Annotated in this window: 15 protein-coding genes; 10 read left to right on the top strand and 5 right to left on the bottom strand. The window is 70.4% G+C overall.

Features of this window, described 5'->3' with window-relative positions; translation table 11 throughout:
- Window positions 1-240: 240 nt before the first annotated feature.
- Together DLJ53_RS27955 and DLJ53_RS27950 are read right to left on the bottom strand one after the other, a co-directional pair.
- Window positions 241-1,011 carry an alpha/beta fold hydrolase gene (locus tag DLJ53_RS27955; protein ID WP_244935185.1) on the bottom strand — a complete coding sequence of 257 codons (771 nt, stop codon included), beginning with the start codon at window positions 1,009-1,011 and terminating at the stop codon, window positions 241-243.
- Between the two features lie 83 nt (window positions 1,012-1,094).
- Window positions 1,095-3,188, bottom strand: coding sequence for a lytic transglycosylase domain-containing protein (locus DLJ53_RS27950; RefSeq protein WP_111351500.1), 2,094 nt, complete (start codon window positions 3,186-3,188; stop codon window positions 1,095-1,097).
- A gap of 359 nt (window positions 3,189-3,547) precedes the next feature.
- On the opposite strand from DLJ53_RS27950, the gene dapA reads away from it, so the two are divergent.
- The 4 genes from dapA to DLJ53_RS27930 all read left to right on the top strand — a co-directional run bounded on the left by dapA (window position 3,548) and on the right by DLJ53_RS27930 (window position 6,296).
- Window positions 3,548-4,423, top strand: coding sequence for a 4-hydroxy-tetrahydrodipicolinate synthase (dapA, locus tag DLJ53_RS27945; RefSeq protein WP_111351498.1), 876 nt, complete (start codon window positions 3,548-3,550; stop codon window positions 4,421-4,423).
- A 71-nt stretch (window positions 4,424-4,494) separates the two neighbouring features.
- Entirely contained in the window at window positions 4,495-4,815 is a 321-nt protein-coding gene (locus tag DLJ53_RS27940; RefSeq protein WP_111351497.1) for a hypothetical protein, read from the top strand.
- A gap of 25 nt (window positions 4,816-4,840) precedes the next feature.
- Window positions 4,841-5,314: an SsrA-binding protein SmpB gene (smpB, locus tag DLJ53_RS27935; RefSeq protein WP_111351495.1), complete on the top strand. Its 474-nt coding sequence runs from the start codon at window positions 4,841-4,843 to the stop codon at window positions 5,312-5,314.
- 124 nt (window positions 5,315-5,438) lie between these two features.
- The gene (locus DLJ53_RS27930; RefSeq protein ID WP_162409626.1) at window positions 5,439-6,296 is read left to right on the top strand and encodes an SDR family NAD(P)-dependent oxidoreductase; all 858 of its coding nucleotides are present in this window, start codon (window positions 5,439-5,441) and stop codon (window positions 6,294-6,296) included.
- 411 nt (window positions 6,297-6,707) lie between these two features.
- Here DLJ53_RS27930 and DLJ53_RS27925 read toward each other — a convergent pair whose 3' ends face one another.
- From DLJ53_RS27925 to DLJ53_RS27915, 3 genes are all read right to left on the bottom strand, one after another.
- Window positions 6,708-8,093 carry an aminotransferase class I/II-fold pyridoxal phosphate-dependent enzyme gene (locus tag DLJ53_RS27925; RefSeq protein WP_111351492.1) on the bottom strand — a complete coding sequence of 462 codons (1,386 nt, stop codon included), beginning with the start codon at window positions 8,091-8,093 and terminating at the stop codon, window positions 6,708-6,710.
- Window positions 8,090-15,397: a type I polyketide synthase gene (locus DLJ53_RS27920; protein ID WP_111351491.1), complete on the bottom strand. Its 7,308-nt coding sequence runs from the start codon at window positions 15,395-15,397 to the stop codon at window positions 8,090-8,092. The genes DLJ53_RS27925 and DLJ53_RS27920 overlap by 4 nt, the downstream gene beginning before the upstream one ends.
- A 151-nt stretch (window positions 15,398-15,548) precedes the next feature.
- Entirely contained in the window at window positions 15,549-16,469 is a 921-nt protein-coding gene (locus tag DLJ53_RS27915) for a PfkB family carbohydrate kinase (RefSeq protein WP_162409624.1), read from the bottom strand.
- 349 nt (window positions 16,470-16,818) lie between these two features.
- Between DLJ53_RS27915 and DLJ53_RS27910 the strand changes: the two genes are divergently transcribed.
- The 6 genes from DLJ53_RS27910 (at window position 16,819) to DLJ53_RS27885 (ending at window position 24,492) form a co-directional block, all read left to right on the top strand.
- The gene (locus tag DLJ53_RS27910; protein ID WP_111351488.1) at window positions 16,819-17,730 is read left to right on the top strand and encodes a Gfo/Idh/MocA family oxidoreductase; all 912 of its coding nucleotides are present in this window, start codon (window positions 16,819-16,821) and stop codon (window positions 17,728-17,730) included.
- Between the two features lie 10 nt (window positions 17,731-17,740).
- Window positions 17,741-18,907 carry a DegT/DnrJ/EryC1/StrS family aminotransferase gene (locus DLJ53_RS27905; protein ID WP_111351486.1) on the top strand — a complete coding sequence of 389 codons (1,167 nt, stop codon included), beginning with the start codon at window positions 17,741-17,743 and terminating at the stop codon, window positions 18,905-18,907.
- A 267-nt stretch (window positions 18,908-19,174) separates the two neighbouring features.
- Window positions 19,175-20,188 (top strand): TRAP transporter substrate-binding protein, encoded by a 1,014-nt coding sequence (locus DLJ53_RS27900; protein ID WP_111351485.1) that lies wholly within the window; start codon window positions 19,175-19,177, stop codon window positions 20,186-20,188.
- Complete coding sequence (locus tag DLJ53_RS27895) at window positions 20,185-20,721, top strand: TRAP transporter small permease (RefSeq protein WP_211100692.1); 537 nt, start codon at window positions 20,185-20,187, stop codon at window positions 20,719-20,721. Before DLJ53_RS27900 ends, DLJ53_RS27895 begins: the two co-directional genes overlap by 4 nt.
- Window positions 20,722-20,752: 31 nt before the next feature.
- Window positions 20,753-22,036: a TRAP transporter large permease gene (locus DLJ53_RS27890; protein WP_111351483.1), complete on the top strand. Its 1,284-nt coding sequence runs from the start codon at window positions 20,753-20,755 to the stop codon at window positions 22,034-22,036.
- Window positions 22,037-22,122: 86 nt separating this feature from the next.
- Window positions 22,123-24,492: an oxidoreductase gene (locus DLJ53_RS27885; protein WP_111351482.1), complete on the top strand. Its 2,370-nt coding sequence runs from the start codon at window positions 22,123-22,125 to the stop codon at window positions 24,490-24,492.
- Window positions 24,493-24,825: the final 333 nt, after the last annotated feature.

Genomic DNA, 24,825 nt, shown 5'->3' with positions numbered 1-24,825 from the left:
ATGAAGCACGGCCTTCCGGACCCCCGGGAGGCCGTTTTCATTTGTGCTTCCGGCACGACCCGCCGGGTGCCTCGCGCGTCAGCGGCCCGGTCGGGACGAGCCAGCGCATGAAGGGTGTCATCCCCCCAATAGGAGTCGCGGCGAAACCTTCCGTCTCGTGCGGACCGACCCGTTCCGCATGTCAGGACCTCGGATGGAAGGCCCCGCCAACGGAGTGCGCAGGGGCCGGCGCGGCGGGCGTCAGCTGAGGAAGGTGCTGATCGTCTCGATGCTGAGGCGGTCCCAGAGCAGCGGGGCGTGGCCCTCGTCCGGGACGACGAGCGTCGCGAGGTCGCGGTGGCGGCGGCGCATCGCCTCGACCGTCGCGGCCGACAGGAGGTCGGAGTACGCCCCCCGCACCACCATCACCGGCTTGCCGTCGAGCGCCTGGAAGCCCGGCCAGAAGTCCGGCGCCGGATCGTCCGGCGAGTACCCGCGCACGGTCTCCGCGAGGGCGGGGTCGAAGTCCAGCACGACGCCGCCTTCGGGGTCGATCGTCGCGAGCTGCTCGGCGTAGCGGATCCACTTCCCGCAGGGCATGCGCGGGAACTGGGTGCCCTGCGCCTCGGACAGGTGGTCCGCCAGCGCCTCGAACGACTCGTGGTGCATCTTCACGCCGATGCCGGAGGCGATGCGCGCCAGCCCGTTGCGCTCGATCGTCGGCCCGATGTCGTTCAGCACGACGCGGTCGATCCGCTCCGGCGCCTTCATGGCGAGCAGCATCGTGACCAGGCCGCCGCGCGAGGTGCCGACGAACTGGGCGGAACCCACCTTCCAGGAATCGAGGCAGACGAGGAGGTCGTCGAGCTCCTGGATGACGTTGTAGGTGGCCTTGTCGGCCCAGCCGGAACGCCCGCGGCCGCGCGACTCGACGACGATCACGCGGCGCGCGCGCCACTCGTCCGGGGTCGACAGCGACTTGGCGAGAACGTGGAAGTCTCGGGCGTTGCGGTTGAGACCGGGGAGGCAAATGACTGGAACAGGGTCGTCTGACGGGCCGTAAGTCTCCGCGTGGATCAGGGTTCCGTCACGCGCGGCCGTCGTAAGATCACGGATCAGCTTGGCCTCCCTCGGGATAGATCGGTGTCGATCGCGAGCCGTCCCGTCCCGAGCGCCTCGCGGTACACCTGCACGTTCTCCATTACGCGCTGCACATAGTTGCGCGTCTCGGGGTACGGGATGTCCTCCACCCAGGCGACCGCATCCACCCGCGGATCGCGCGGGTCGCCGAATCGCTGGATCCACTCCTGCACCCGAGTCGCCCCGGCATTGTAAGCGGCAAAGGTGAGGATATACGAGCCGTTGAAGTTGCCGAGCCGCTTGCTGAGGTAGGCCGCGCCGAGGGTGGCGTTGTAGCCGGGGTCGCTGGTCAGCTTGGCGGCCGAGTGGCTGAGGCCGAGTTCGCGCGCCATCGACGCCGCGGTCTGCGGCATCACCTGCATCAGCCCGCGTGCGCCCACCGGGCTCACCGCGTCGGGATTGAACTCCGACTCCTGCCGCGCGATCGAGAACACCACCGCCCTGTCGAGGCCCGACGGGACCTTCGCCGAATGCGGGATCGCGTTGCTCGGATAGGCGAGCCGTCCGACGTCGACGCCGCGCCGCTGGGCCTCCTTGGCGACCATCAACGCGAGATGCGGGTAGCCGGCCTTGTCTGCCAGATCGGCGGTCAGCACGACCTGCCCCGGCGTCGGCACCGTCCTCGCGAGGTGCGACAGGAGTGTCGCGATCCGATGCTTGTGGCCGGAGGAGATCAGCCGCTCGACCGCCACGGCGACGTCGTTGCGCGCGAACGCGGCCCGGTCGGAGGGCGTCGGCGTCGGCGCGCGGGCGACGCCGGTACCCGAGGCGCCGATCGCGACCCGCGCGAGCTGACCGTAGTAGGTGAAGCCGTAGCGGGCCGCATCGTTGTAGGCCGTGCGCGCTTCGGAGGAGTGGCCGGCCATCGTCGCGGCGCGGCCCCGCCAGTAGGCGGCGCGCGAGAGCGACAGCGGCGTCGTGGCGATCGTCTCCAGCTCGGCGAAGTGGCGCGCGGCGCGGTTGCCGTCCTTCAGGTAGCGCATCGCGAACCAGCCGGCGTGGAAGGCCTGGTCCGCCCGCTCGACGCTCCCCTCGGCGAAGCCGATGGTGACGAGCTGGTAGGCTTTGCGCCCCTCGCCCTGTTCGGCCAGCATGCGGGCGACGATGCGCGTCTCCACCCACCAGGCGTCACCGTCGACGATGTCGCGGCGCGACGTCGACTCGATGAGCCGCGCGGCGGCGTCGAGCTTCTCCTCGCGGCGCTTCTCCTCGATCTGCGCGAGGCGGTAGCCCGGGCGCTTGCGCAGGTCCGCCGGCACGGCGGCAAGGCGCTGGCCCGCGTTCCCCGCGTTGGTCGCGACGGCGACGCGAGCGTCGAGATAGGCGCGCGGCCCGGTCCCGAGCCGGCCGCGCAGCGCCGACGCCTCGTCGAACCGGTTGTTGGCGACGAGCTTGTCGATCCGCTCGAGATGGTCGTCGATCGTCAGGCGCGCGGCGAAGTCGTCGACGTAGGCGCTCTGCAGGCTCGTGCCGAGGCTCTGCTCATGCCAGACCTTGCGCACGAGCTTCATGCCGCCGTTGACGTCGCCCCTGGCGATCATCGCCTTGGCGAGGAGGCGCACGCCCACCGGAGACGTCGCCTGCCCGCCCATGGCGCGGATCACGACGTCCGGCGCCGGCCGCTCGCGCGACAGCGCCTCTTCCGCCCGCGTGCGCACCAGCTCCGGGTCCGGCCAGTTCGGCGCGCGCACGGCGTAGTCGGCGATCATCGCCGACGACAGCTCGTCGGTGCCCGACCGGACGAGGAAATAGTCGACGATGAGCTGGTCCAGCGGATCGCCGAGGCCGTTACGGCGCTGGAGCGCCTCCTGGTAACGGTCGGCCTTCAGCGCGTCGAGCGCGCCCTTGAGCGAGCTCGACTGCCGCCCCTCCGCCGCGAACGGGGACGGCCCACTGCCGCGCGGGTTGCCGTGTCCCGCGAGCAACGCCGGCGACGGCGTGCCGACCGGAGCGGCAGCCGGTGCCGGCGACGGCACCTCGATGGTCGCCTCGTCCGTGGCGGCGGCGAAGAGCGCCTTCATGGGGCCGGTGTCGGCTCGCGCGGCGAAGGCCGAGGCGGACAGCGGCACGGCCTGCCCGTCCTGAATTCGGCCAATAATCTTAACGTCCGGAGGCGCCGCACGTGCCGCCGCCGACCCCGGACGGGGGGTGGGGACGGGCACGCTGTCGCCCACGGTCACGACACTTGTCGAGACCGCCATTTGGGGCAATGAAGTGAGCGGAGCGGCTGACGCCGTGCCCACACTTGCCGCCAAAGTTAGCATCGTCAGCCTGTTCACAACGCAGAACCGCATTGCGTCCCCCAAAACGCCAGTGCACTACGGAGTGGTAACCCGTTTAGCTTACCTTTTCGGTAACGCGTACGCCGACAAGAGGGCGGTCCGCGCGAGTCACGCCGGTACCGACACCCAACAAGAAAGGCCCGGCCATGTTCAAGGGATCAATGCCCGCACTCGTCACACCGTTTCGTGACGGAAAGGTGGATGAGCGTGCCTTCATCGACCATGTGGAGTGGCAGATTGCCGAAGGATCTCATGGTCTTGTCCCCGTCGGCACGACGGGCGAGTCACCCACGCTGACCCATGACGAGCACGAGCGCGTCGTCGAAATTTGTGTCGAGGTGTCGGCCGGCCGCGTCCCGGTGATCGCCGGCGCCGGCTCGAACTCGACCCGCGAGGCGATCTCGCTGGCCGAGCATGCCGAGAAGGTCGGCGCGACGGCGGTGCTCGTCGTGACGCCCTACTACAACAAGCCCAACCAGGCGGGCATGAAGGCGCACTTCGGCGCGATCGCCAAGGCGATCAGCCTGCCGATCATCATCTACAACATTCCGCCGCGCTCGGTGATCGACATGACGGTGGAGACGATGGCCGAGCTCGCCGCCGAGCACGTCAACATCGTCGGCGTGAAGGACGCGACGTCGAACCTCGGCCGCGTCTCGCGCCAGCGGGCCGCGTGCGGGCCGTCGTTCGTGCAGCTCTCGGGCGAGGACGGAACGGCGCTGGCCTTCAACGCCCACGGCGGCGTCGGCTGCATCTCGGTCACCGCGAACGTCGCGCCGAAGCTGTGCGCCGACTTCCAGAACGCCTGTCTTGCCGGCGACTACGCGACGGCGCTGACGATCCAGGACAAGCTGATGCCGCTGCACGACGCGCTGTTCCTGGAGCCGAGCCCGGGCGGTGCGAAGTACGCGCTGTCGAAGCTCGGCCGGATGACCAACGAGCTGCGCCTGCCGCTGCTTCCGGTCAGCGGAAAGGCCGAGGCCGCGCTCGACAAGGCGCTCGCGCACGCGGGGTTGATTTAACGCACTCCTCGCTGGCGAGGGGCGGATGCTTCGGCTAGCATCCGCCGCCGACGCGGAGGGCGAATTCGACTATGCGGCAACGATTTGCGCTGGGCATCATTGTCATCGCCCTGTCGACGACCCATGTCTTTGCCGGCCCAGCGACGTGCGTGAACGACGATGACGGCCGCTACCCGTGCGACTTCTTCCAGTTCGGCGGCGACGGCAGCTTCACGGTGACCGCACCGGGCAAACCCGGCTACACGATCTCGATCGTCTCGCAGGGTGTCGCCGACGGCTTCGCGGACTACGGCAACGGGAACATCTCCCTGCCCGGCCCGTTCTTCCGTTCCACCGAAAAGACAGCCTGCTGGGTGTCGGACGCGACGGGCTTTTCCATCTGCGTCTTCTAGAGGACCGACTGCGCGAGACACGACCATGGCGAAGAACCCCCACCCTGCCTCGCGCGCCGTGGCCGAGAACCGCAAGGCGCGGTTCAACTACGAGATCCTGGAGGATGTCGAAGCCGGCATCCAGCTTCAGGGGACCGAGGTCAAGTCGCTGCGCGAGGGGCGCACGAACATTGCCGACTCCTATGCCGGTGAGTCCGGCGGCGAGCTGTGGCTCTACAACGTCTACATTCCGGAGTACCAGCAGGCGAGCCGCTTCAACCACGAGACGAAGCGTCCGCGGAAGCTGCTGCTGCACCGGCGCGAGATGGACAAGCTCATCGGCGCCGTGGCGCAGGACGGCCTGACGCTGGTGCCGCTGCGGATGTACTTCAACGAGCGCGGCGTCGCGAAGGTGCAGCTCGGCCTCGCCCGGGGCAAGAAGACCCACGACAAGCGCGAGAGCGAGAAGAAGCGCGACTGGCAGCGTGACAAGGCGCGCCTCCTGAGAGACCGAGGCTGACGGGCCGGTGAGTGCGGCAACACCCTCGCCGCGCTCCCGCCGCGCCGGTGCGTCCACGCCCGAGGATCTCCCGCGCGACGCCGCCGAAGGGGAGCCCGCGCGCGGCCGAACCGGAACGGCCCCGTTGCCACCGCTGATCATCGTCACCGGCGCGTCGGGCGGGATCGGTCAGGCGCTGGCGGAGCGGCTGGCCCGTCCGGGCCTGACGGTCGGGCTGGTGGGACGCAACGCGCAGGGCCTCGCGACCGCGACGGAGGCGGTCGAGCGGCGCGGCGGGCGGGCGATCAGCAGCCGGATCGACATCACGACCGGCGCCTTCGAGCACTGGGCGGAGGACGTCGCCGAACGCTACACGCTCAAGGGCCTCTATTCGAACGCGGGCCTGTCGGCCGGCCCGCCGGACCCGAGGGCGCTGGAGTCGGCGGAGGACACCGAGCGGCTGGTGCGCACCAACCTGCTGGCGAACATCAACTGCATCAGGGTGATCGTCGAGCGGATGCGCGCGCAGACCGTGCCGGCCCGGCAGCGGCGGCACATCGGGATCGTCGCCTCGACGGCGGGGTTGATGCCGACGCCGGACCTCGCGGTCTACTCGGCGACGAAGGCCGGCCTCATCGCCTACGGTCACGCGCTGCGGCCACGGCTCGCGAGGGACGGCATCACGGTCACGGTGCTGTGCCCCGGCTTCGTGACGAGCCCGATGTCGGAGCGGCACAAGGGGGCCAAGCCGTTCGAGATCAGCGCCGACCGCGCGGCGCTCAAGATCATCGGCGCGACGGAGGCGGGGCGGCGCACGTCGGTCTTCCCCCTGCCCTACCGGCTGCTCTCGCTCGGCGAGGCGATCGCTCCGGGCGGGATCATCGACCGGATCGTGCCGACCTTCCGCGCCAGGATCGAGCCGGACCCCCGCGTCGAGCCAACGTTCACGTCCCGGAAGCTCGACCGTGACCGCCCGGACGATCCCCAGGGCGACGAGAGCTAGGCCCGCAGGGCGGCAAGCGTTCCCAACAGCCACCGTCCCGTACCGGCGGCAATCAGCGGACCCACGCACGGCCCGGCCGCGCCGGCATTGCCGGTCCCCCAACTCACATCCGGCACGGCTCAAGGGATGCGGGCGGGTCAAGGGCGCCACGCAGTGGCGGGCGGAGCCTTCACCCTTGACGCGCCCGCATCCCGACCCACGCTGGTCCGGGTGGTTCAGATCAGTCGGCCGCCCTTCGCGGCCGCCTGACCTGAACCGCCTGCCCATCGGCGAGATGGGGGAGCGCGAGGGGGAACTCCCTCGCAGCGGCGGTCCAGCCCGCGCCGGCGATGCCGAGATATTCGAATGTCCCGCAGGCTTTCGCCCGGCCGTCCCGGCGCTGCCCCGATACCCGGTCCGGGTCCTGCGACGTCAGCGCAGGCTGGCGGCGAGCTGGCTGAGGCCGGCGCCGTCCTTGCGGGTGCGCTCGAGGATCTCGGCGGTGAGGCGGACGGCGGTGTCGATGTCGTCCTCGCTGTGGGTCGCGTTGACGAAGAAACGGAGGCGGGCGGCCTGTTCCGGCACCGCGGGGAAGATGATCGGCTGGACGTTGACGCCGGCTTCGGCGAGGCGGTGCGCGACGAGGGCCGAGACGATGGAATCGCCGATGATGACCGGCAGCACCGCGAGGCCCTCGGCGGTCCCGGTATCGAGGCCGGCCGCCCTGGCGGCCTTGAGGAAGTGCCGGCCGTTGTGGACGAGCCTGGCGACGCGCTCCGGCTCCGCCTCGAGGGCGAGGAGCGCGGCGTTGGCGGCGGCGGCGACCGAGGGGGGAATGCCGACGGAGAACACGAAGCCGGGGGCCGTCGCCTTGAGGTACTCCACGAGCGCGGTGGAGCCGGCGATGAAGCCGCCGCAGGAGGCGAGCGTCTTGGATAGTGTCCCCATCCAGATCTCGACCGCGTTGGGGTCGATGCCCTCGCGCTCGGCGAGGCCGCGGCCGGTGGGGCCGACGACGCCGAGGGCGTGCGCCTCGTCGACGAGGAGCCAGGCGTCGTGCCGGGTCTTGAGGCGGACGAGGCGGTCGAGCGGCGGGGTGTCGCCGTCCATCGAGTAGAGGCCCTCGACGGCGATCAGGACGCGGTTGAACTGGTGGCGCTTGGCCGAGAGCAGCTCGGCCAGGTGGTCCATGTCGTTGTGGCGGAAGGTGAGCCGCGTCGCGCCCGCGAGCCGGACGCCCTCGACGATGGAGTTATGGATGAACGCATCCGCCAGCACCAGGTCGTTCGGGCCGAGGAGATGGCCGATGGTGGTGACGTTGGTGGCGTGGCCGGACACCATGACGACGGCGTCCTCGACGCCGAGGAAGCGGGCGATGTTCTTCTCGAACTCGCGGTGGAAGGGCCGTTCGCCCGAGACGACGCGGGAGGCGGAGACGGACGTGCCGAAGCGCTCCATCGCCTCCTGCGCGGCGGCGGTGACGCGCGGGTCGCCGTTGAGGCCGCAATAGTCGTAGGACGAGAAGTTGATGTACTCGCGGTTGCCGATGCGGGTATGCGCGGCCGCCCGGACGTCGTGGGGGCGGAAGAACGGCACGTCGATCTGGAGCATCTCGGCCGCGGCGCGCTGGATCTTGAGCTGCCGGGCGTTCTCCAGGGACGAGAAGTCGAAGGACTTGCCGCCGGGTCTGCCATCGGTGTTGTCCGGGACGAGGCGTTCGAGCTTGCGTTCAAGTCCCGCCTGACGGGAGGCCCGGGCGGCGGCGAGGAGCTGGTCCTTCGCCGCCGACTTGAGGGAGCCTATGCCGCGCTTCTTCATGACAGGATTGTCCTCACCCCGGCGGTCTTCTCGCGGACCGCGGCTTCGATCGCCTCACGCGGCGCATCGGCGGACCCGATGTGGCGGGCGATCAGCTCGTCCTGGTCTTCGTCGGTCGACTCGTCGCCGGTGGTGCGGTGGACCACCTTCTTGGCGATGTCGGCGAGCGTCGCCCCGGCGGTGAGCGACATCAGCGGAATGTCGACACCGAGCTTCTGCTCCGCGCTCATGCGCAGCTCCACGCCCATGAGCGAGTCCATGCCGAGGGTGGTGAGCGGCTTGTGCGGGTCCACCTCGGAGGCCGGCATCTTGAGGATGCGGCTGATCTCGACCGCGAGGAGCCGCGTCACCTCTGCGACCGCCTCGGAGGGCGAGAGGCCGGCGATGCGCTCGGCGAGGTCCACCGTGCCGGCGTCGTCGCCATCACCGGCGGAGGTGTCGGCGAGGTCCTCGAACGCGGGGCTGCGGGCGATGATGAGTTCCTTGCGCGCGGTCGCCCAGTCGACCTGGCCGATCAGGCGGACCGCCGGGCCGGACGTCGCCGCCCCCTCGGCGAGGAAGCGCTTCAGCACCGCGAGGCCGTCGCCGGCGGTGATCGCGTGGCGGCCGAGCTTGCGGCGCAAGAGGTCGCTGGACTGCAGCGAGCGGGCGAACACGCCCGCGTCGGCGATCGCGCCCCAGGCGATGGTAAGCCCCGGCTTCCCCTGCGCCCGGCGCCGACGGGCCACCGCCTCGAGGTAGGCGTTGGCGGCGACGTAGTTCGCCTGGCCCGGATTGCCGAGCTGCACGGTGATCGACGAGTAGAGCACGAAGAGGTCGAGCGGAACGTCCGCGGTGGCGGCCTCCAGCGCGGCGGCACCGGCGATCTTCGGATGCATCGCCGTCTCGAAGCGGTCCGCGTCGAGGGAGGCGATCAGGGCGTCGTCGAGGACCATCGCCATGTGGAAGACGCCGCCGAGGGGGCGCCGGGCGGTGATCTCGGCGACGAGGGCGCGAACGGCCGCCTCGTCGGTGACGTCGGCCTGGCGCACGTCGATGGCGATGCCCCTGGCGCGGTAGGCCTCGATGCTCTCGGCGACGACCGGGTCCTTCACGCCGGAGCGGCTGACGAGGACGAGGTCCTTCGCGCCCTCCTCGATGAGCCACTCCGCGGTGCGGAAGCCGAAGCCGGAGACGCCGCCGATCAGCAGGTAGGCCTTGTCCGCAACGATGGACGCAGGCACGTGCGCCTCGGCCGGGGCCAACGGCTGAGGGGGTGTCACGACGATCTTGCCGATGTGGCCGGCGGCCTGCATCAGGCGGTAGGCATCCTTCACGCCGCCAGCGCCGAAGGAGCGGTAGGGCAGCGGCGTCAGCTCGCCGGAGTCCATCATCGACACGATCTGGGTCAGCACACGGCGCGCCACCTTGGGGCGGTGCTTCATGAGCTGGTCGGCGTCGATGCCGAAATAGGAGAGGTTCTGCCGGAACGGGCGCAGGCCCAGCTTGGTGTCGGCGTAGAAGTCGCGCTTGCCGAGCTCGCAAAAGCGCCCGAACGGCTTCAGCGTATCGAGCGAACGCTCCATCGCTTCGCCGGCGAGGGAGTTGAGGACGACGTCGACGCCCTCCCCGCCGGTCGCGGCGCGAGCCTCCTCCGCGAAGGTGAGGCTGCGGGAGTCGAACACCTCGTCGGCCCCCAGTTCGCGCAGCAGGGCGCGCTTCTCGGGCGTGCCGGCGGTGACGAAGACGCGCGCGCCGCGCCACTTGGCGATCTGCATCGCCGCGAGGCCGACACCGCCCGCGCCGCCGTGGATGAGGACGGTCTCGTCCTCCTCGAGGCGGGCCAGCTCGATGAGCGCGTAGAACGCGGTGAGGAAGGCGACCGGCATCGTCGCCGCCGCCTCCGGGGCGAGCTCCGCCGGACGCGGGATGACGGACTGCGCGGTAACGGTAACGTGGCTCGCGAACGACTGCGGGGCGAAGGCGAGCACCGAGTCGCCTGGCACAACCCCGGTCACCTCGGGACCGACCGCCTCGACGACGCCTGCGCACTCCATGCCGAGCGTCGGGCCGGCGAAGCCGTCCTCCAGCGCCTCGTGCGGCAGGAGGCCGAGGGTCCACATGACGTCGCGGAAGTTGAGGCCGGACGCCTCGACCCTGATGCGCACGTCGCCGGGGCCGAGCGGCGGATGCTGGACCGGCGCCCAGACGAGATTGTCGATGGAGCCGCGGCGCGGGATCTGGAGCGACAGCGCCTCGCCCGCCGCGTCCTCGCGCAGCGGAACGTAGCGCATCACGCTGCGGTGATCGCTGGACAGGACGATCTCGCGCTCGCCGTTGGGCTCGGAGAGCTCGGCCAGCAGCCGCACCGCCGCCTCGCTGGCGTCGAAGGACGCGGCGATGTCGACGAGGCGGATGTCGAGATGCGGGAACTCGTTCATCGCGACACGGCCGAAGGCGGCGACGGCGGCGGCCGCGGGGCGCACCTCCTTCGCGCCTTCGACGTGGGCGCCGAAGGTCACGATGGTGACCGAGCGGGCGTCCGCGCCCAGCGAGACGAGGAAGGCGCCGATCTCAGCGAGGCGGGCCGACAGCTCGGCGGCGTCCGGGACGTCGACCGCGAGCACCAGCGAGCCTTCCGGCGTCGCCGTGAGGTCGGCGAGCTCGGGGGCGTCGTCGAACATCGCCCGCATCGCCTCGAGGGTGCGCCCGCCGGCGGGACCGACGGCGACGAGGGCCGGCAACGCCTCAAGCGCGATTGCGGCCGACGCGGCGGGGCGGCTCGCGGCGAAGATCACCGCGTCGGTCTCGCCCGAGGCGAGGGTGCGCACGTCGATCCCCTCGAGCGACGCCTCGGTGAGGGCAGCGGTCCACTCCTGCGGCGCGTTGAGCGGCCCGACGGGGCTTTCCGCGTCGAGCGAGGCGGACCACCAGGAGGACGTGAGGCCGCCGATCACGTCGGCGAAGAGGTTGCCCGACAGCGCGCCACCCAGGAGCCGGCCGCCCGGTCGCAGACACGCCGCGGCGGCGGCAATGTCGAGCGGACCGAACTGCGGCGTGACCACGACGAGGTCGTAGCGGTGCTCGCGCGCGTCGGCGAACGGCTCCAGGTGGACACCCTCGACCCGGTCCCACACCAGCGCGGTGCGCTCGAGCTCGGTGGCGTCGGTGTCGGTGATCGTGAGGCGGATCCGCTCCGGGTCGATGGCGCGGGCCACCGCGCGCGCGAAGGCGACGTTGCCGGCGCCGACGAGGCAGACCGTGAGCGCTGCCCCGTCTGCCGACAGGACCATCTCGATCAGGCGTCCCATCTCGGCGAACAGCGGCGCCGTGAACGGGGCGCTGACGAGGAGCTGGTCGACCATGGCGTCGGATGCCGGATGCTCCGACGCCATGCCGTTGCGGAAGGTGTCGGCGAGCCACTCGGGGAGCGCGGCGAGCAAGGTCGCCTCGGCGAGACGCTCCGGGTGCTCCTCGATGAGGATCGTGACGATCTCGGAGATGTCGACCGCCTCGCCGGTGATGGCGTAGGTGCCGCCCTCCTCCTCGGCGATGCCGGCGGCGACGAGCGCCGGCAGAACGCGCGCGGCGAGCGGGACGGCGTTGCCGGCGAGACGCCCTTCGGCGACGCAGGCCGAGAGCGAGGCCGGCGGGGTCAGGATCGGCCCCAGCGCCTCGGCGGCGGCGGCGAGGACCCCGGCCTCGAGGAAGAGCGCGGTCTCCGACGGCTCGGTCTCGCCGGCGTCGGCGGGCGCGAACGCGGCAAGCTCCGACGCCGGCGCGCTCACGCGCGAGACTCGGCGCAGCTTCGGCGCGGCGACGACAGGCTCGCCGACCGCATGGGCGAGCGGCACGGCCTGGAAGCGCACGGCCTCGGCGGTCGCGACGACCGTACCCGAGGCGTCGCGCAGCACGAAGTCCGCCTCGACGATCCCCTCGGTGGGACGACGGACGGTGATGTCCGCCTCGGTCGGCGTGGCGGCGTCCGCGGCGAGGGTCAGCCGGCCGAGGCGGATCGGCAGGACGGCGACGCCCCGCACCTCGTCCCGCCCCGCCAGGAACGCGAAGAGGCCGTGGAAGCACGCGTCGAACATCGTCGGGTCGAGCGCCAGCTTGAGGCGCGCGGTGGCCGGGTCCGGCGGGCTGAGGCGGACGTGGATATGCTCGTCGTCCACGAGCGTCACGAGGTTGGCGCGGCGGAAGACCGGGCCGTACGGCAGGCCGAACTGCCCGGTGATCTCGTAGAGGCGCGCGGCCGGAACCGTCGGCGCGCCCTCCGGCACCTCGATCCGGTCGCCGTGCGGCGCGGCCGGCGCCTTCCCGACGCTCGCCTTGACGTGCATCGACCACGGGTCGTCGGAGCCGCGGACGCGGCTGCAGATGGTGTAGGTTCCCGGCGCGATCTCGTGGGTGCGCACCGTCCGGTCGTCGGTCGCGTCCAGCACCAGCGGGGCGAGGATGTCGAGACCGCGCACCTCGACCGGCTGGCCCGGATGGAGGATGCGGCCGACCGCGAGGAGCATCTCGGTGAAGCCCGCGGCGGGGAAGACGACGGACGTCTCGACAGTGTGGTCGGCGAGGAAGGGCAGTACCACCGGGTCGAGCGCGACGCGCCACTCGCGCACGTCCTCGCGCACGCGGTCGCCGAGGAGGACGTGGTCGCGCCGCTTCATCAGCCACACGATGTCGTTCGACTCGGCCTTCTTGTAGCGCTGATGCTGCCAGGGATAGCCCGGCAGCACGTCCGGCGCCGCGCGCCGCTCGCCGAAGAGGGCGACGTCGTCGACGGCGGTGCCGTTGGCGAGGAGGTTGCGCAGCACTTCGGCGACCGGCTCGTCCGGCCCGTCGCCCTGCTTGAAGGACGGCAGCACCGTGGCGCGAAGCTCGGCCGTGCGCAGCGCGTCGTTGAGGTAGCCGGTCAGCACCGGCCGGGGGCCGATCTCCACGAACAGGCGGTGCCCGGCTTCGAGCGCGGCCATCGTACCGGTCTGGAAGATCACCGGCTGGCGCACGTTCTCCCACCAGTAGGCGGCGTCGAGGGATGAACCGTCGACCGCCTCGCCGGTGACGGTGGAGATCATCGGGATCGTCGTCGGGCGCGGGGCGATGGCGCCGAGGGACTGGAGCAGCGGGCCGCGAATCGGCTCCACCAGCGCGCAGTGGAACGGATAGTCGAGGTCGAGCCGCTTCATGGCCCAGCGCCTGGCGCGGGCGGCCTTGCCGAACGTCGCCAGCTGCTCGGTCGGACCGGAGATCGTCACGGAGCGGCTGGAGTTGATGGCCGCGAGCTCGAGGCCCTGGTACGGCGCGATCGCCGCCTCGGCCTCGTCAGCGGGAAGCAGGAGCGCGGCCATGCCGCCGAGGTGGCGCGTCACCTCCTGATGCGTCGAGCGGGCGTGGATCACCTTGACGGCGTCGCTGAGCGACAGCGCGCCCGAGGCCCAGGCGGCGGCGACCTCGCCCACCGAGTGCCCCATCACCGCCGACGGCGTCACGCCGCGCCGCTCCAGCGCGTCGGTCAGTGCGACCTGGATGGCGAACAGCAGCGGCTGGGCGATCTCGGTCCGCTCGATCTCGGTCTCGAGGTCGCCGGAGAAGAGCATCGTCACCAGCGACCAGCCGGCGACCGACATGAAGAGCCGGTCTGTGCGGTCGAACGACAGGCGGAAGTCGGTCTCGCCCTGGTAGGCAGCGCGGCCCATGCCGGCCCACTGCGAGCCGTTGCCCGAGTAGACGAACACCGGCTTCTCGGCGACGGTCGCCGCCTCGCCGACGGCCGCGAGCGGATGGTCGTCGCCCTTCGCGACGGCTTTCAGCGCGGACACCATGGCGGCCGAATCGCCCGGCGCGATGACCGCGCGGTGGGCGAGCCGCTGGCGCCGGTGCGCGGCGGCGTTCACATGGCTCGCGACGTGGGCGGCGTCGGCGCCGTCGAGCGCCCTGGCGGTGGCGGTCGCGAGCTCGGCGAGCGCCGCGCGGGTGGCGGCGGACACGACCAGCGGGGCGTCGTGCTTCAGCGTACCGGCGTCGGCGACGCGGTCACCGTCCGCCATCACCACGTGGGCGTTGGCGCCGCCGAAGCCGAAGGAGTTGATTCCGGCGAGGCGCGGCTCGGCCGCGGGCTCCAGCTCCGTCGCCTCGGCGGCGACCGAGAGGTTCAGGCCGGTGAAGTCGATGTCCGGGTTCGGGACGTCGAAGTGCAGCGAGGCCGGCAGGAGGTCGTTCGCCAGCGCGAGCTGGGACTTCAGCACGCCGACGAGGCCGGAGGCCGGCTCCAGATGGCCGAAGTTGGTCTTGGACGAGCCGATCAGCAGCGGGTCGCCGTGCTTCTGGCCGAGGACGGTGCCGATGGCGTTGGTCTCGATCGGGTCGCCGACGCGGGTGCCGGTGCCGTGCGCCTCGACGAAGGCGAGCTTCGCCGGGTCGATGCCGCCCTTTTCGTAGACGGTGCGCAGGAGGTCGGCCTGCGCCGTCGGCGAGGGCAGCGAGAGGCCGGCGGTCCGCCCGTCCGCGTTGATGCCGGAGCCGACGAAGCGCGCGCGAATCGGGTCGCCTTCGCGCCGTGCCGCCTCCTCCGAGCGCAGGACCAGCGCGACCGCGCCCTCCGAGCGGACGTAGCCGTCCGCGCCGGCGTCGAACGCCCGGCAGAGGCCGTTCGCCGACAGCATCGAGGCGCGGGAGAAGCCGATGAAGGGAATGTGATTGAGGAGAAGCGAGACGCCGCCGACGATGGCGGTCTCGACACGCCCGAGGCGGATGTCCTCGATGGCGTGGTGCAGCGCGATCAGCGAGGAGGAGCACGCGGTGTCCACCGTATAGCTCGGCCCGCGCAGGTCGAAGACGTAGGAGATGCGGTTGGCGACGATCGACAGCGTGTTGCCGGTCATCGACTGCGGCTCGATCGACATGGGGTCGAGCTGCGCCTCGTTGGAATAATCCAATGACGACGCGCCGACGTAGACGCCGACCTCCTGCCCCGCGAGGCGGTCTGCGGGGATGCCGGCGTTCTCCAGCGCCTCGACCGCGACCTCGAGCAGGACGCGCTGCTGCGGGTCCATCGTCGCCGCCTCGCGCGGGGAGATGCCGAAGTAGCCCGGGTCGAAGTGGTACGGTCGGGCGATCTGCCCGGCGGCGAAGGTCACCGAACGGCCGGCCTTGTTCCTGTCCGGATGCAGGTAGGGGGCCGTGCCGAAGCGCTCCTCGTCCAGCGAGGAGATCACGCACCGCGCGTTGACGAGAACCTCCCAGAACGCCTCGAGCCCTTCGGCTTCAGGCAAACGGCAGGCGGACCCGACAAGAGCTACACGCGAGTCCGTAACCGTCATACTGGCGATCCTTCAGTCCAACTGGCGATCGGTGGGAAGCCGACGCGACGCACACGCGAGTGAGATCGCCCGATCGCTACGAAAACCGTATCGTCAGGGCGACAAAGACGCATAGGCGATCGGCGTAATCCAAGCAACAAAGGCGGACGCCTCAGGCCAAGCGCCGGAAGCGACCGCCGATTTCCGAGCATTTCGGCATAACGGCCCCTCGCTTGGTACAGGCTGCCGCAGCGACCGACTGCGCCGCGTCCAGCGCGTCCGTGAGCCGCGGCGCCGTCAATTGGCGCAAGGCGGGTCCGGACAACAATCCCTCAAACTGCAATGCAGCCAATAAACCTGCCATGAACGCATCTCCAGCTCCGACCGCATCGACCACGTCGACCCGGCGTGCCGCAACGCTGACGGTGCCGGCCGATGTCGTGGCCGAAACCCCGTCGGCGCCCTTGGTCAATACAACCATGGCGGCGCCGGCTTCTAACATACGGTGCAGAAAGGCCTCGGGGACGTCTACCCCGATCATGTGAAGATCTGCCTCGCTGGCCTTCACTATCCCCGCCCGCGATGACATCCGCTCCAATCGGGCGCGGTAGGTCTTCAGATCGCTGATGCTCGGCTGTCGCACATTATAGTCCATGGCGACCAGCGGCGCGCTCGCGGCGAGCGCCTCCAGCGCAGTCGCGACCGGCTCCTGCGCGAGCACCGCAGAGCCCACGACGACGATGGACGCCCGCTCCGGCAGCGGCGGCGGCACCGTGTCGTGCATCACCCGGTCCGGATCGGCGATGTTGTAGCGCGGCTCGGGCCCGGAGAGGTCGACGATCCCGACCGGCGTCGCCCGGGCGCTGCGCCGCACGGACGCGATGTCGACCCCCTCCTCCTCGAGGGCCGCGGCGAAGGCGCAGCCGAGCTCGTCGGTGGAGAGCTCCCAGAGATAGGAGGACGCCCCGCCGAGGCGCGCGATTCCCAGCGCCACGTTGTAGGCCGAGCCGCCGAGCACGGGGCGGTAGACGAGGCCGCCGTCCTGCCGCTCCGGCATCAGGTCCACGAGCGCCTCGCCGCACGACACGATCACGCCGATTGTCCCCGCTGGCATCCGATCACGGACGGCTCCACGATTAACCAATTGGGGAGCGACATAGAGATGTCTTGCGGTCGGAACGCAAGTAAACGATTCGCAGTTCTAGGGATAAGGCGACACCGTTCCCCCGATTCGGCAGCAGCACAGAGGCCGAAGTCAGTTGTCGAAGGGTCAAGCCGCGCGTCTGACGCATGGCGGGGCTGACAATTCTGCAACACCCGCGTACTGACGTGTGGCAAACGCGCAATTTGGTAACATGCTGCAACACCATTTGAGTGCGATAGGCCGTTTTCGGCGGTCCTGGTAACTCGCAAGTACGAATCCGCATGCTACTTCACGCGGCATGCAAGCGCTCCACATTGCCTCCATCGGCGCCGGGTCGTTCGGACGCCACCACGCCAGGCACCTCAGCCAGCATCCCCTCGTCGGGAAGGTCACGATCGTCGACCAGGACGAGGCGCGCGCGGCTGGCCTTGCGGCCGAGCACGGCACCGCGTGGACGAGCGACATTGCCTCCATCTCTCCCGACGCCGCCGTCATCGCGGTTCCGACGGAGGCGCACCGCGCCATCGCCGAGCCGCTGATCGGCCGCGGCGCCTCGGTCTTCATCGAGAAGCCCATCGCCGGGTCGGACGCCGACGCGGCCGCCCTCGTCGCCGCCGCCGAGCGCGCCGGCGTCGTGCTCCAGGTGGGCCACATCGAACGTTTCAACCCCGCCTTCGCCGTGATCGCCGAGGGCGCCAACGGGGTCACTCACATCGCCGCCCGCCGGCACAACCCGCCGCGGCCGACTCCGCCCACCGCCGATGTCGTTCTCGACCTGATGATCCACGACATCGACCTCGCGCTGACGCTCGCCGGCCAGATGCCGCGCACCGTCAACGCGTTCGCCCCAGACGGCGGCGCCGAATCGGCCGTCGCCTCGCTCCATTTCGCGAACGGCATCACGGCGGACCTCTCCGCCAGCCGCCTTTCGCCGGTGACCGAGCGTGTCCTCACCGTCCACGACGCGGACGGTGTGTGGCGCGCCGACCTCGCAGCCGGGCGTCTCGCCCGCACCGCGCACGGCGCGATCGTCTCCGACGAGCCGATCGCCCCGCGCGACAACCTCTTCACCGAGCTCGACGAGTTTGTTCGGGCCGTGCTCGGTGGGCCGCACCCGACCGTCACGGGACGTGCCGGCGCCGCCGCTCTGGCGGTGGCCGAGCGTATCCGCGCGGCGATTGCCTCTCCCTCGTTCCAGTTGTCTGCCTGAAAGGTCGAACATGACTGCCATTCTTGCACGGGCCCCGGTCACTACCCACGCACCGATCCCGTTGTTCGACCTGAAGCGACAGCAGGCCCGTCTGCGGTTCGACATCGACCGCCGCATCGCCAAGGCGCTCGACCACGGCCAGTACATCCTTGGCCCCGAAGTGACCGAGCTGGAGCAGGACCTCGCGGCCTTCTCCGGCGTGAAGCACTGCATCGCCGTCTCCTCCGGGCGTGACGCTCTGATCATGGCGCTGATGGCCATGGGGATCGGCGCCGGCCACGCGGTGTTCGTCCCGGCCTTCACCTTCTCGGCGACCGCCGCGGTGGTGATCGCGGTCGGCGCGACGCCGGTCTTCGTCGACGTCGACGAGGCCACCTACAACATGGACGCCGCCCGCCTCGACGAAGCGGTCGCCTCGGCGAAGTCGCGCGGCCTGACGCCGGGCGCGGTGATGCCGGTGGACCTCTTCGGCCGCCCCGCCGACTACCCGGCGCTGAAGGCCGCCGCCGACGCGCACGGCCTGCCGCTGATCTCCGACGCCGCGCAGTCCTTCGGCGGCGCGCTGGACGGCAACCGGGTCGGCTCGCTGGCGCCGATCTCCTGCGTCTCCTTCTACCCGACGAAGCCGCTCGGCGCGTTCGGTGACGGCGGCGCGGTGATGACCGACGAGGACGACCTCGCCGCCGCGGTCCGCCAGATCCGCACGCACGGCCGCCAGGGCGACGGCGACGAGGCGATGCGCATCGGCATGACGGGCCGTCTCGACACCATCCAGGCCGCGATCCTCCTGTCGAAGCTCACCGTCTTCAAGGCGGAGCTGAACCGCCGCGCCGAACTCGCCGCGATCTACCAGGCCGAGCTCGGCGACATCTGCACCCTGCCGCCGGCCGACAGCGACGGCGTCCGTTCGGCCTGGGCGCTCTACACCGTGCGCGTGAAGTACCGCGACGCGGTGCGCGCGGCGCTGACCGACCGCCAGATCGGCACGGGCCTCTTCTACCGCGTGCCGCTGCACCGCCACCCGGCGTTCGCCGCGACGCTGACGGGCAGCGAGCACCTGCCGGTCTCCGAGACGCTCGCCGACGAGGTCCTCAGCCTGCCGATGGGCCCCGACCTCACCGACGAGGAGGCCCTGCGCGTGGTCGACGCGGTCGCGGACGCGATCGCCTCGATCTGAGGCCAGCGCCCGGATTGAGCTGCCGAAAGCCGGTCCCTCGGGGCCGGCTTTTTTCGTGGCCGCGCGCCACCGGCCGGCCGCCCCTACGCACCGCCGCCCGCCGCTCGTCCGGTTGCCGGGGGAGGCGCGGGCGTCACGCCAGTGCCCGCTTGGCAACGCTTCGAGGAGCGTGCACTCTCCTCGCCGCGCCGGTCCCGGGCCCATTGCGCCCGAACGGCCAGGCACTTCGCCTCCCACTCCCACCGGCTCGATGATGGAGATCGGATCATGAGATCCTTGGCCCTTGCCGTCCCCCTGCTGGCTGCGCTCTTCACCGGCGAGGCCAGCGCGCAGACCACGCTGAGGATGGCCAACTGGCTGCCGCCCAGCCATCCGCTGATGAAGGACGTCATGGTCCCCTACGCCGCCGCCATCGAGAAGGCGACGGACGGGCGCGTCACGGTGCAGATCCTCGACGCTCCGCTCGGCCCGCCGCCGGCGCACTACGACTTCGCCGTCAACGGCGTGGCGGATATCACCTACGGCGTCCACGGCTACAATCCGGGCCGCTTCAAGACCGTCTCGATCGCCGAGATGCCGTTCCTCGGCGACAGCGCGGAGGACATCTCCGTCGCCTACTGGCGCATCTACGAGAAGATGCTGGCGGCGGCCGGCGAGGCGAAGGACGTCCATGTGCTGGCCGTCTTCACCCACGGCCCAGGCGAGATCTTCACCGAGGGTGTCGACCTCTCCGCCGAGATGCCGCTGCAGGGCACGAAGATCCGCGTCGGCGGCGGCATCGCCGGCGACGTGGCGGCCGCGCTCGGCGCCGCGCCGGTGCTGGCGCCCTCGTCGAAGTCCTACGAACTCCTGTCGGGCGGGGTCGCGGACGGGATCCTCTTCCCGTTCGAATCGGTCACCTTCTTCAAGCTGGACAGCCTGCTCGACGCGGGGCTCACCGTTCCGGGCGGCCTCTACAACACGTCCTTCTTCGTCGTCATGAACAAGGCGCGGTGGGAGTCGCTGTCGGACGAGGACAAGGCCGCCATCGACCAGGTCTCCGGCGAGGCCCTGGCGCGCATGGCCGGATCCGCGTGGGACGCGGCGGACGCCGCCGGACGCGACGCCATGAAGGGCCACATCACGCTGAGCGCGGCCGCCGACGCGCAAGTCGCCGCCTTCACCAAGGCGCTGCAGCCGGTGATCGACGCGAAGCTCGCCGAGGCCTCGTCCACCGGCATCGACGCCAAGGCTGCGCTCGAGGCGCTGAAGGCCGAGATCGCCGCCGTCGCCGCCGAATGAGCGGCGCCGCCGCCGACGAGCCGGGGATGGCGGTCGAGGCCGGCGGCACGCTCGCGCTGCGCCCGATCCGGATCGCCCTCGCCGCCCTCTCCGCCGTGCTCCTCATGGCGCTGATGGGAATCACCGTCGTCGACGTCGCGGGGCGCTACCTCTTCAACAGCCCCGTCTTCGGCGCCACGGAGCTGACCGAGCTGGTGCTGGCGGCGGTGATCTTCTCGGGGCTGCCCGCCGTCTGCCTCGACGACGGGCACGTCACGGTCCGCCTCTTCACCGCGCGGCTCGGCCCGCGCGGCAAGGCGGTGGAGCTCGCCATCGCCCGGCTCATCACGGCGGCGGCGCTCGGCGTCATCGCCTGGCGCCTCGCCATCCAGGGGATGCGCACGGCGAGCTACGGCGAAGTGACGACCTACCTGCGCCTGCCCGTCGGCCCGATCGCCTACACTGCGGCGGCCCTGTGCACCGTCTCCGCCCTCCTGACACTCACGCTCGTCGCGATGCGCGCCGGGCGCGGCGGCACGGCGACCTCCGTCTGATGCCCTCACCCCGTTCCCGGAGCCGCTAGCGATGGACTGGCCCTACGGCATGGCGATCCTTCTCGCTCTCATGTTCGCGGGCGTGCCGATCGCCTTCGCGATGATGCTGGTCGGCGTCGTCGGCAGCGCCACGATCCTCGGCTTCGGCCCGGCACTGTCGCTGCTCGGCCAGACCTACTTCGACAACGCGCGCAACTACTCGCTGTCGGTGCTGCCGCTCTTCCTCATGATGGGCAACTTCGTCATGCAGTCGGGCATCGCCGAGGACCTCTACGGCGCGGCCAACGCCTGGCTGCGCCATCGCCGCGGTGGTCTCGCGATGGCGACCGTGGTGGCGTGCGGCGGTTTCTCCTCGGTGTGCGGATCGTCGCTGGCGACGGCGGCCACCATGTCGAAGATCGCGCTCCCCTCGATGCGCCGCTACGGCTACCCGGACGGGCTGTCGACCGCCTCCATCGCCGCCGGCGGCACCCTCGGAATCCTGATCCCGCCGTCGGTGATCCTCATCTTCTACGGGATCATGACAAGCCAGGACATCGGCGCCCTCTTCCTTGCCGGCGTCGTCCCGGGGATCATCGGCGTTCTCTTCTATATGGTCGCCGTGCGCATCTCGATCGCGCTCGGCCGGACCGAGATCCCGCGCGAGGCGCCGCTGCCATTGCGCGAGCGCATCGTCGCGCTGCGCGGCGTCTCGGGCGCACTCGTCCTCTTCGCGTTCGTGATGGGCGGCATCTACTTCGGCGTCTTCACCGTGACGGAGGCGGCGGGCTGCGGCGCGGCGGGCGCGTTCCTGCTGACGATCCTGCGCGGGCGGCTCGCCTGGCGGGACACCTTCGCCACCCTCTTCGAGACGGCGAAGATGACCGCGATGATGTTCTTCATCCTGTTCGGCGCGCTCACCTTCGCCAACTACGTCACCCTGTCCGGCATGACGACGGACCTCCGCTCCGCACTCGGGGGACTCGACAGCCCGCTCGCCATCATCCTGACGATTTTCGCGATCTACATCGTGCTGGGCTGCGTCCTCGAAAGTCTCTCGATGATCGTGCTGACGGTGCCGATCTTCTACCCGGTCGCGCAGGCGGCCGGGTTCGACCTCGTCTGGTTCGGCATCTTCGTCGTCGTCGCGACCGAGATCAGCTACATCACGCCGCCCGTCGGGATGAACGCGTTCGTCCTCACGTCGGTGGTTCCGAACCTCAGCCTCGGCACGGTGTTCCGGGGACTGGTGCCGTTCGTGCTGGTCGACCTGGTACGGATCGCGCTCCTGATCGCGGTCCCCGCCCTGGCGCTGTTCCTGCCGCAGACGATGTAGCGGACCCCGAAAATCCTCTGGACCGGAGAAATTTTAGGCTTAAACTAACTGGCGACGCAGCTTATGGCCGGACGATGGAGGCGCCCATGAGGATCACGGTGATCGGCGGTGGACCCGGCGGGCTCTACTTCGCGCTCCTCACCAAGAAGCGGCGGCCCGACTGGCAGATCGACGTCTACGAGCAGAACCGCGCCGACGACACGTTCGGTTTCGGCGTGGTCTTCTCGGACGAGACGCTGCACGAGTTCCTCTCGCGCGACCGCCGCTCCTTCCAGCACATCCGCGCCGAGATGGAGTACTGGGACGACGTCGCCGTCCATAAGGACGGGGTGGAGATGCGCTGCTCCGGCAACGGCTTCGCCGGCATGAGCCGCAAGCTGCTGCTGTCGATCCTCCAGCACCGCTGCCGGCAGGAAGGCGTCGGCCTCCACTTCTCTGAGGCGATCCCGGCGGACGAGGTCGCCACGCGTTTCGCCAATTCGGACATCATCGTCGCCGCCGACGGCGTCAACTCGCGCATCCGCGAGCATTACCGCGACGCCTTCCAGCCGGAGGTGGCGATCAAGTCGAACCGCTTCTGCTGGATGGGCTCCACCCGGCCGATGGACGAGTTCAACTACTTCTTCAAGGAGACGGCGCACGGCATCATCTGCGCCCACACCTACCAGTACGAGGCCGGCCTCTCGACCTGGATCTTCGAGATGGACGACGCCTGCTGGACCGGCCACGGCTTCGACGGCCTCGACGAACAGGCCTCGGCCGACAAGCTGTCCGCCCTCTACGCGGAGGAGCTCGCCGGGCACCCGCTGCTCCTCAACCGGTCGAACTGGCGCCAGTTCCCGCGGATCTACTGCCAGCGCTGGTGGCACCGGAACATCGTCCTTCTCGGCGACGCGAAGGCGTCCGCCCACTACTCCATCGGGTCCGGCACGAAGCTCGCCATGGAGTGCGCCATCGCGCTGTCGGACGGCGTCGTCGAGAACGGCGAGGCGAGCATCGAGGCCGCGTTCAAGTACTACGACGACACGCGCCGCACCGCCTGCGAGATCATCCAGCACAACGCCGACGTCTCGCTCGCCTGGTTCGAGCACATGAACCGGTCCTGGGACATGAGTCCGGAGCAGTTCGCGATGGTCGTCATGTGCCGGGCGAAGTCGATCACCTACGACAACCTCATCGTGCGCGACCCCGCCTTCGTGGAGAAGGTCGATACCGCCTTCTACGAACGCTACTTCCGCGAGTCGGGCTACGACTACCGCAAGACGCGGCCGACACCGATGTTCACCAAGTTCCGCCTCCGCGGGATGGAGCTGGAGAACCGCGTCGTCATGAGCCCGATGGCGCAGTACTCGGCCGACGAGGACGGCAACCTCACCGACTGGCACTTCGTCCACTACACGAGCCACGCGCTCGGCGGCCCCGGCATCGTCTTCGCCGAGATGACGTGCCCGTCGGCGGACGCGCGCATCACGCTCGGCTGTCCGGGCATGTGGACCGACGCGCACGAGGCGCAGTGGAAGCGGATCGTCGACTTCGTGCACGCCAACAGCCGCACCAAGGTCGCCATGCAGCTCGGCCACGCCGGCCGGAAGGGCTCCACCCAGCTCGGCTGGGAGAAGATGGACATGCCGATCGAGGACGAGGCCAGGAACTGGCCGCTCTTCTCCGCCTCCTCGATCCCCTACTTCTCCGGCGTCAGCGCCGCGCCCAAGGCGATGGACCGGGCCGACATGGACCGCGTGAAGGCCGACTTCGTGCAGGCCGCCGAGCGGGCCGCGCGGGCGGGCTTCGACATGCTGGAGCTTCACTGCGCGCACGGCTATCTCCTCGCCTCGTTCCTGTCCCCGCTCACCAACCGCCGGGCGGACGAGTATGGCGGATCCATCGCCAATCGCCTGCGCTACCCGCTCGAGGTGTTCGCCGCGGTGCGCGAGGTCTGGCCCTCCGAGCGGCCGATGTCGGTGCGCATCTCCGCGTCCGACTGGAAGGACGGCGGCATCAGCGAGGACGAGACGTTCGCGATCGCCGAGGCGTTCGCCGCGGCCGGATGCGACCTCATCGACGTCTCGGCCGGGCAGACCGTGCCGGACCAGAAGCCGGTCTACGGGCGCATGTTCCAGGTGAAGTTCGCCGAGGCGATCCGGAACGTGCCGCGGATGGCGACGATGGCGGTCGGCGCGATTACCGAGGCGGCGCAGGTGAACACGATCATCCACACCCGCCGCGCCGACCTCGTCGCGCTCGGCCGGCCGCACATGTGGTCGCCCTACTTCAGCCGCGAGGCGGCCGCCTGGTACGACACGCGCAACCAGCACTGGCCGAGGCAGTACACCGCCGGCCGCGACCAGGTCCACCGGGAGATGAAGAAACGCCGCGAGCAGGAGATCGAGCTCCGCCGCAAGGCGCGCCCGCGGCCGCACACCCCCGCCTCCCCCACGCAGAAGGCGGCCGAATAACGCCCCGCGGGCCCATCCTTCCGGAGGCGCGGCCCGCGTTGGCCCCGTTCCGACCGCCGCGCCGCGCCCTCCCGGCGGCGCCGGCGTGCCCGCCGTGTGCGCCTCGTCCCGGACCTGCCGTCCGGGCGCCGACGGGCTCGTGGGCGCGGCAGGAAAGCGCCGTTTAATGGCTTGAAATGGCATGCATTCGCCTGTTCAATGGGCAGAATTCGCCCAGTCCGGCAGCAAGAGGCTGGTTATCGCGGCAACCGGGCTCAGACGTTCGATAAGGCCCAACAACCCTGTTGCTGCCAATTATTTTATGCGTAAAGTAATTGGCAGCGGACGCCGCCT

Origin of the sequence: Acuticoccus sediminis (assembly GCF_003258595.1) — a bacterium.
Classification (GTDB): Bacteria; Pseudomonadota; Alphaproteobacteria; order Rhizobiales; family Amorphaceae; genus Acuticoccus; species Acuticoccus sediminis.
The sequence above is the reverse complement of the archived record's forward strand: the minus strand, read 5'-3'. Positions and strand labels throughout refer to the sequence as shown.

Bases quoted from the DNA above. Each gene is read 5' to 3' on its own strand.
- dapA (WP_111351498.1), top strand. From the start codon at position 3,548: ATGTTCAAGGGATCAATGCCCGCACTCGTCACACCGTTTCGTGACGGA.
- DLJ53_RS27940 (WP_111351497.1), top strand. From the start codon at position 4,495: ATGCGGCAACGATTTGCGCTGGGCATCATTGTCATCGCCCTGTCGACG.
- smpB (WP_111351495.1), top strand. From the start codon at position 4,841: ATGGCGAAGAACCCCCACCCTGCCTCGCGCGCCGTGGCCGAGAACCGC.
- DLJ53_RS27925 (WP_111351492.1), bottom strand. From the start codon at position 8,093: ATGAAGAAGCGCGGCATAGGCTCCCTCAAGTCGGCGGCGAAGGACCAG.
- DLJ53_RS27920 (WP_111351491.1), bottom strand. From the start codon at position 15,397: ATGACGGTTACGGACTCGCGTGTAGCTCTTGTCGGGTCCGCCTGCCGT.
- DLJ53_RS27910 (WP_111351488.1), top strand. From the start codon at position 16,819: ATGCAAGCGCTCCACATTGCCTCCATCGGCGCCGGGTCGTTCGGACGC.
- DLJ53_RS27905 (WP_111351486.1), top strand. From the start codon at position 17,741: ATGACTGCCATTCTTGCACGGGCCCCGGTCACTACCCACGCACCGATC.
- DLJ53_RS27900 (WP_111351485.1), top strand. From the start codon at position 19,175: ATGAGATCCTTGGCCCTTGCCGTCCCCCTGCTGGCTGCGCTCTTCACC.
- DLJ53_RS27895 (WP_211100692.1), top strand. From the start codon at position 20,185: ATGAGCGGCGCCGCCGCCGACGAGCCGGGGATGGCGGTCGAGGCCGGC.
- DLJ53_RS27890 (WP_111351483.1), top strand. From the start codon at position 20,753: ATGGACTGGCCCTACGGCATGGCGATCCTTCTCGCTCTCATGTTCGCG.
- DLJ53_RS27885 (WP_111351482.1), top strand. From the start codon at position 22,123: ATGAGGATCACGGTGATCGGCGGTGGACCCGGCGGGCTCTACTTCGCG.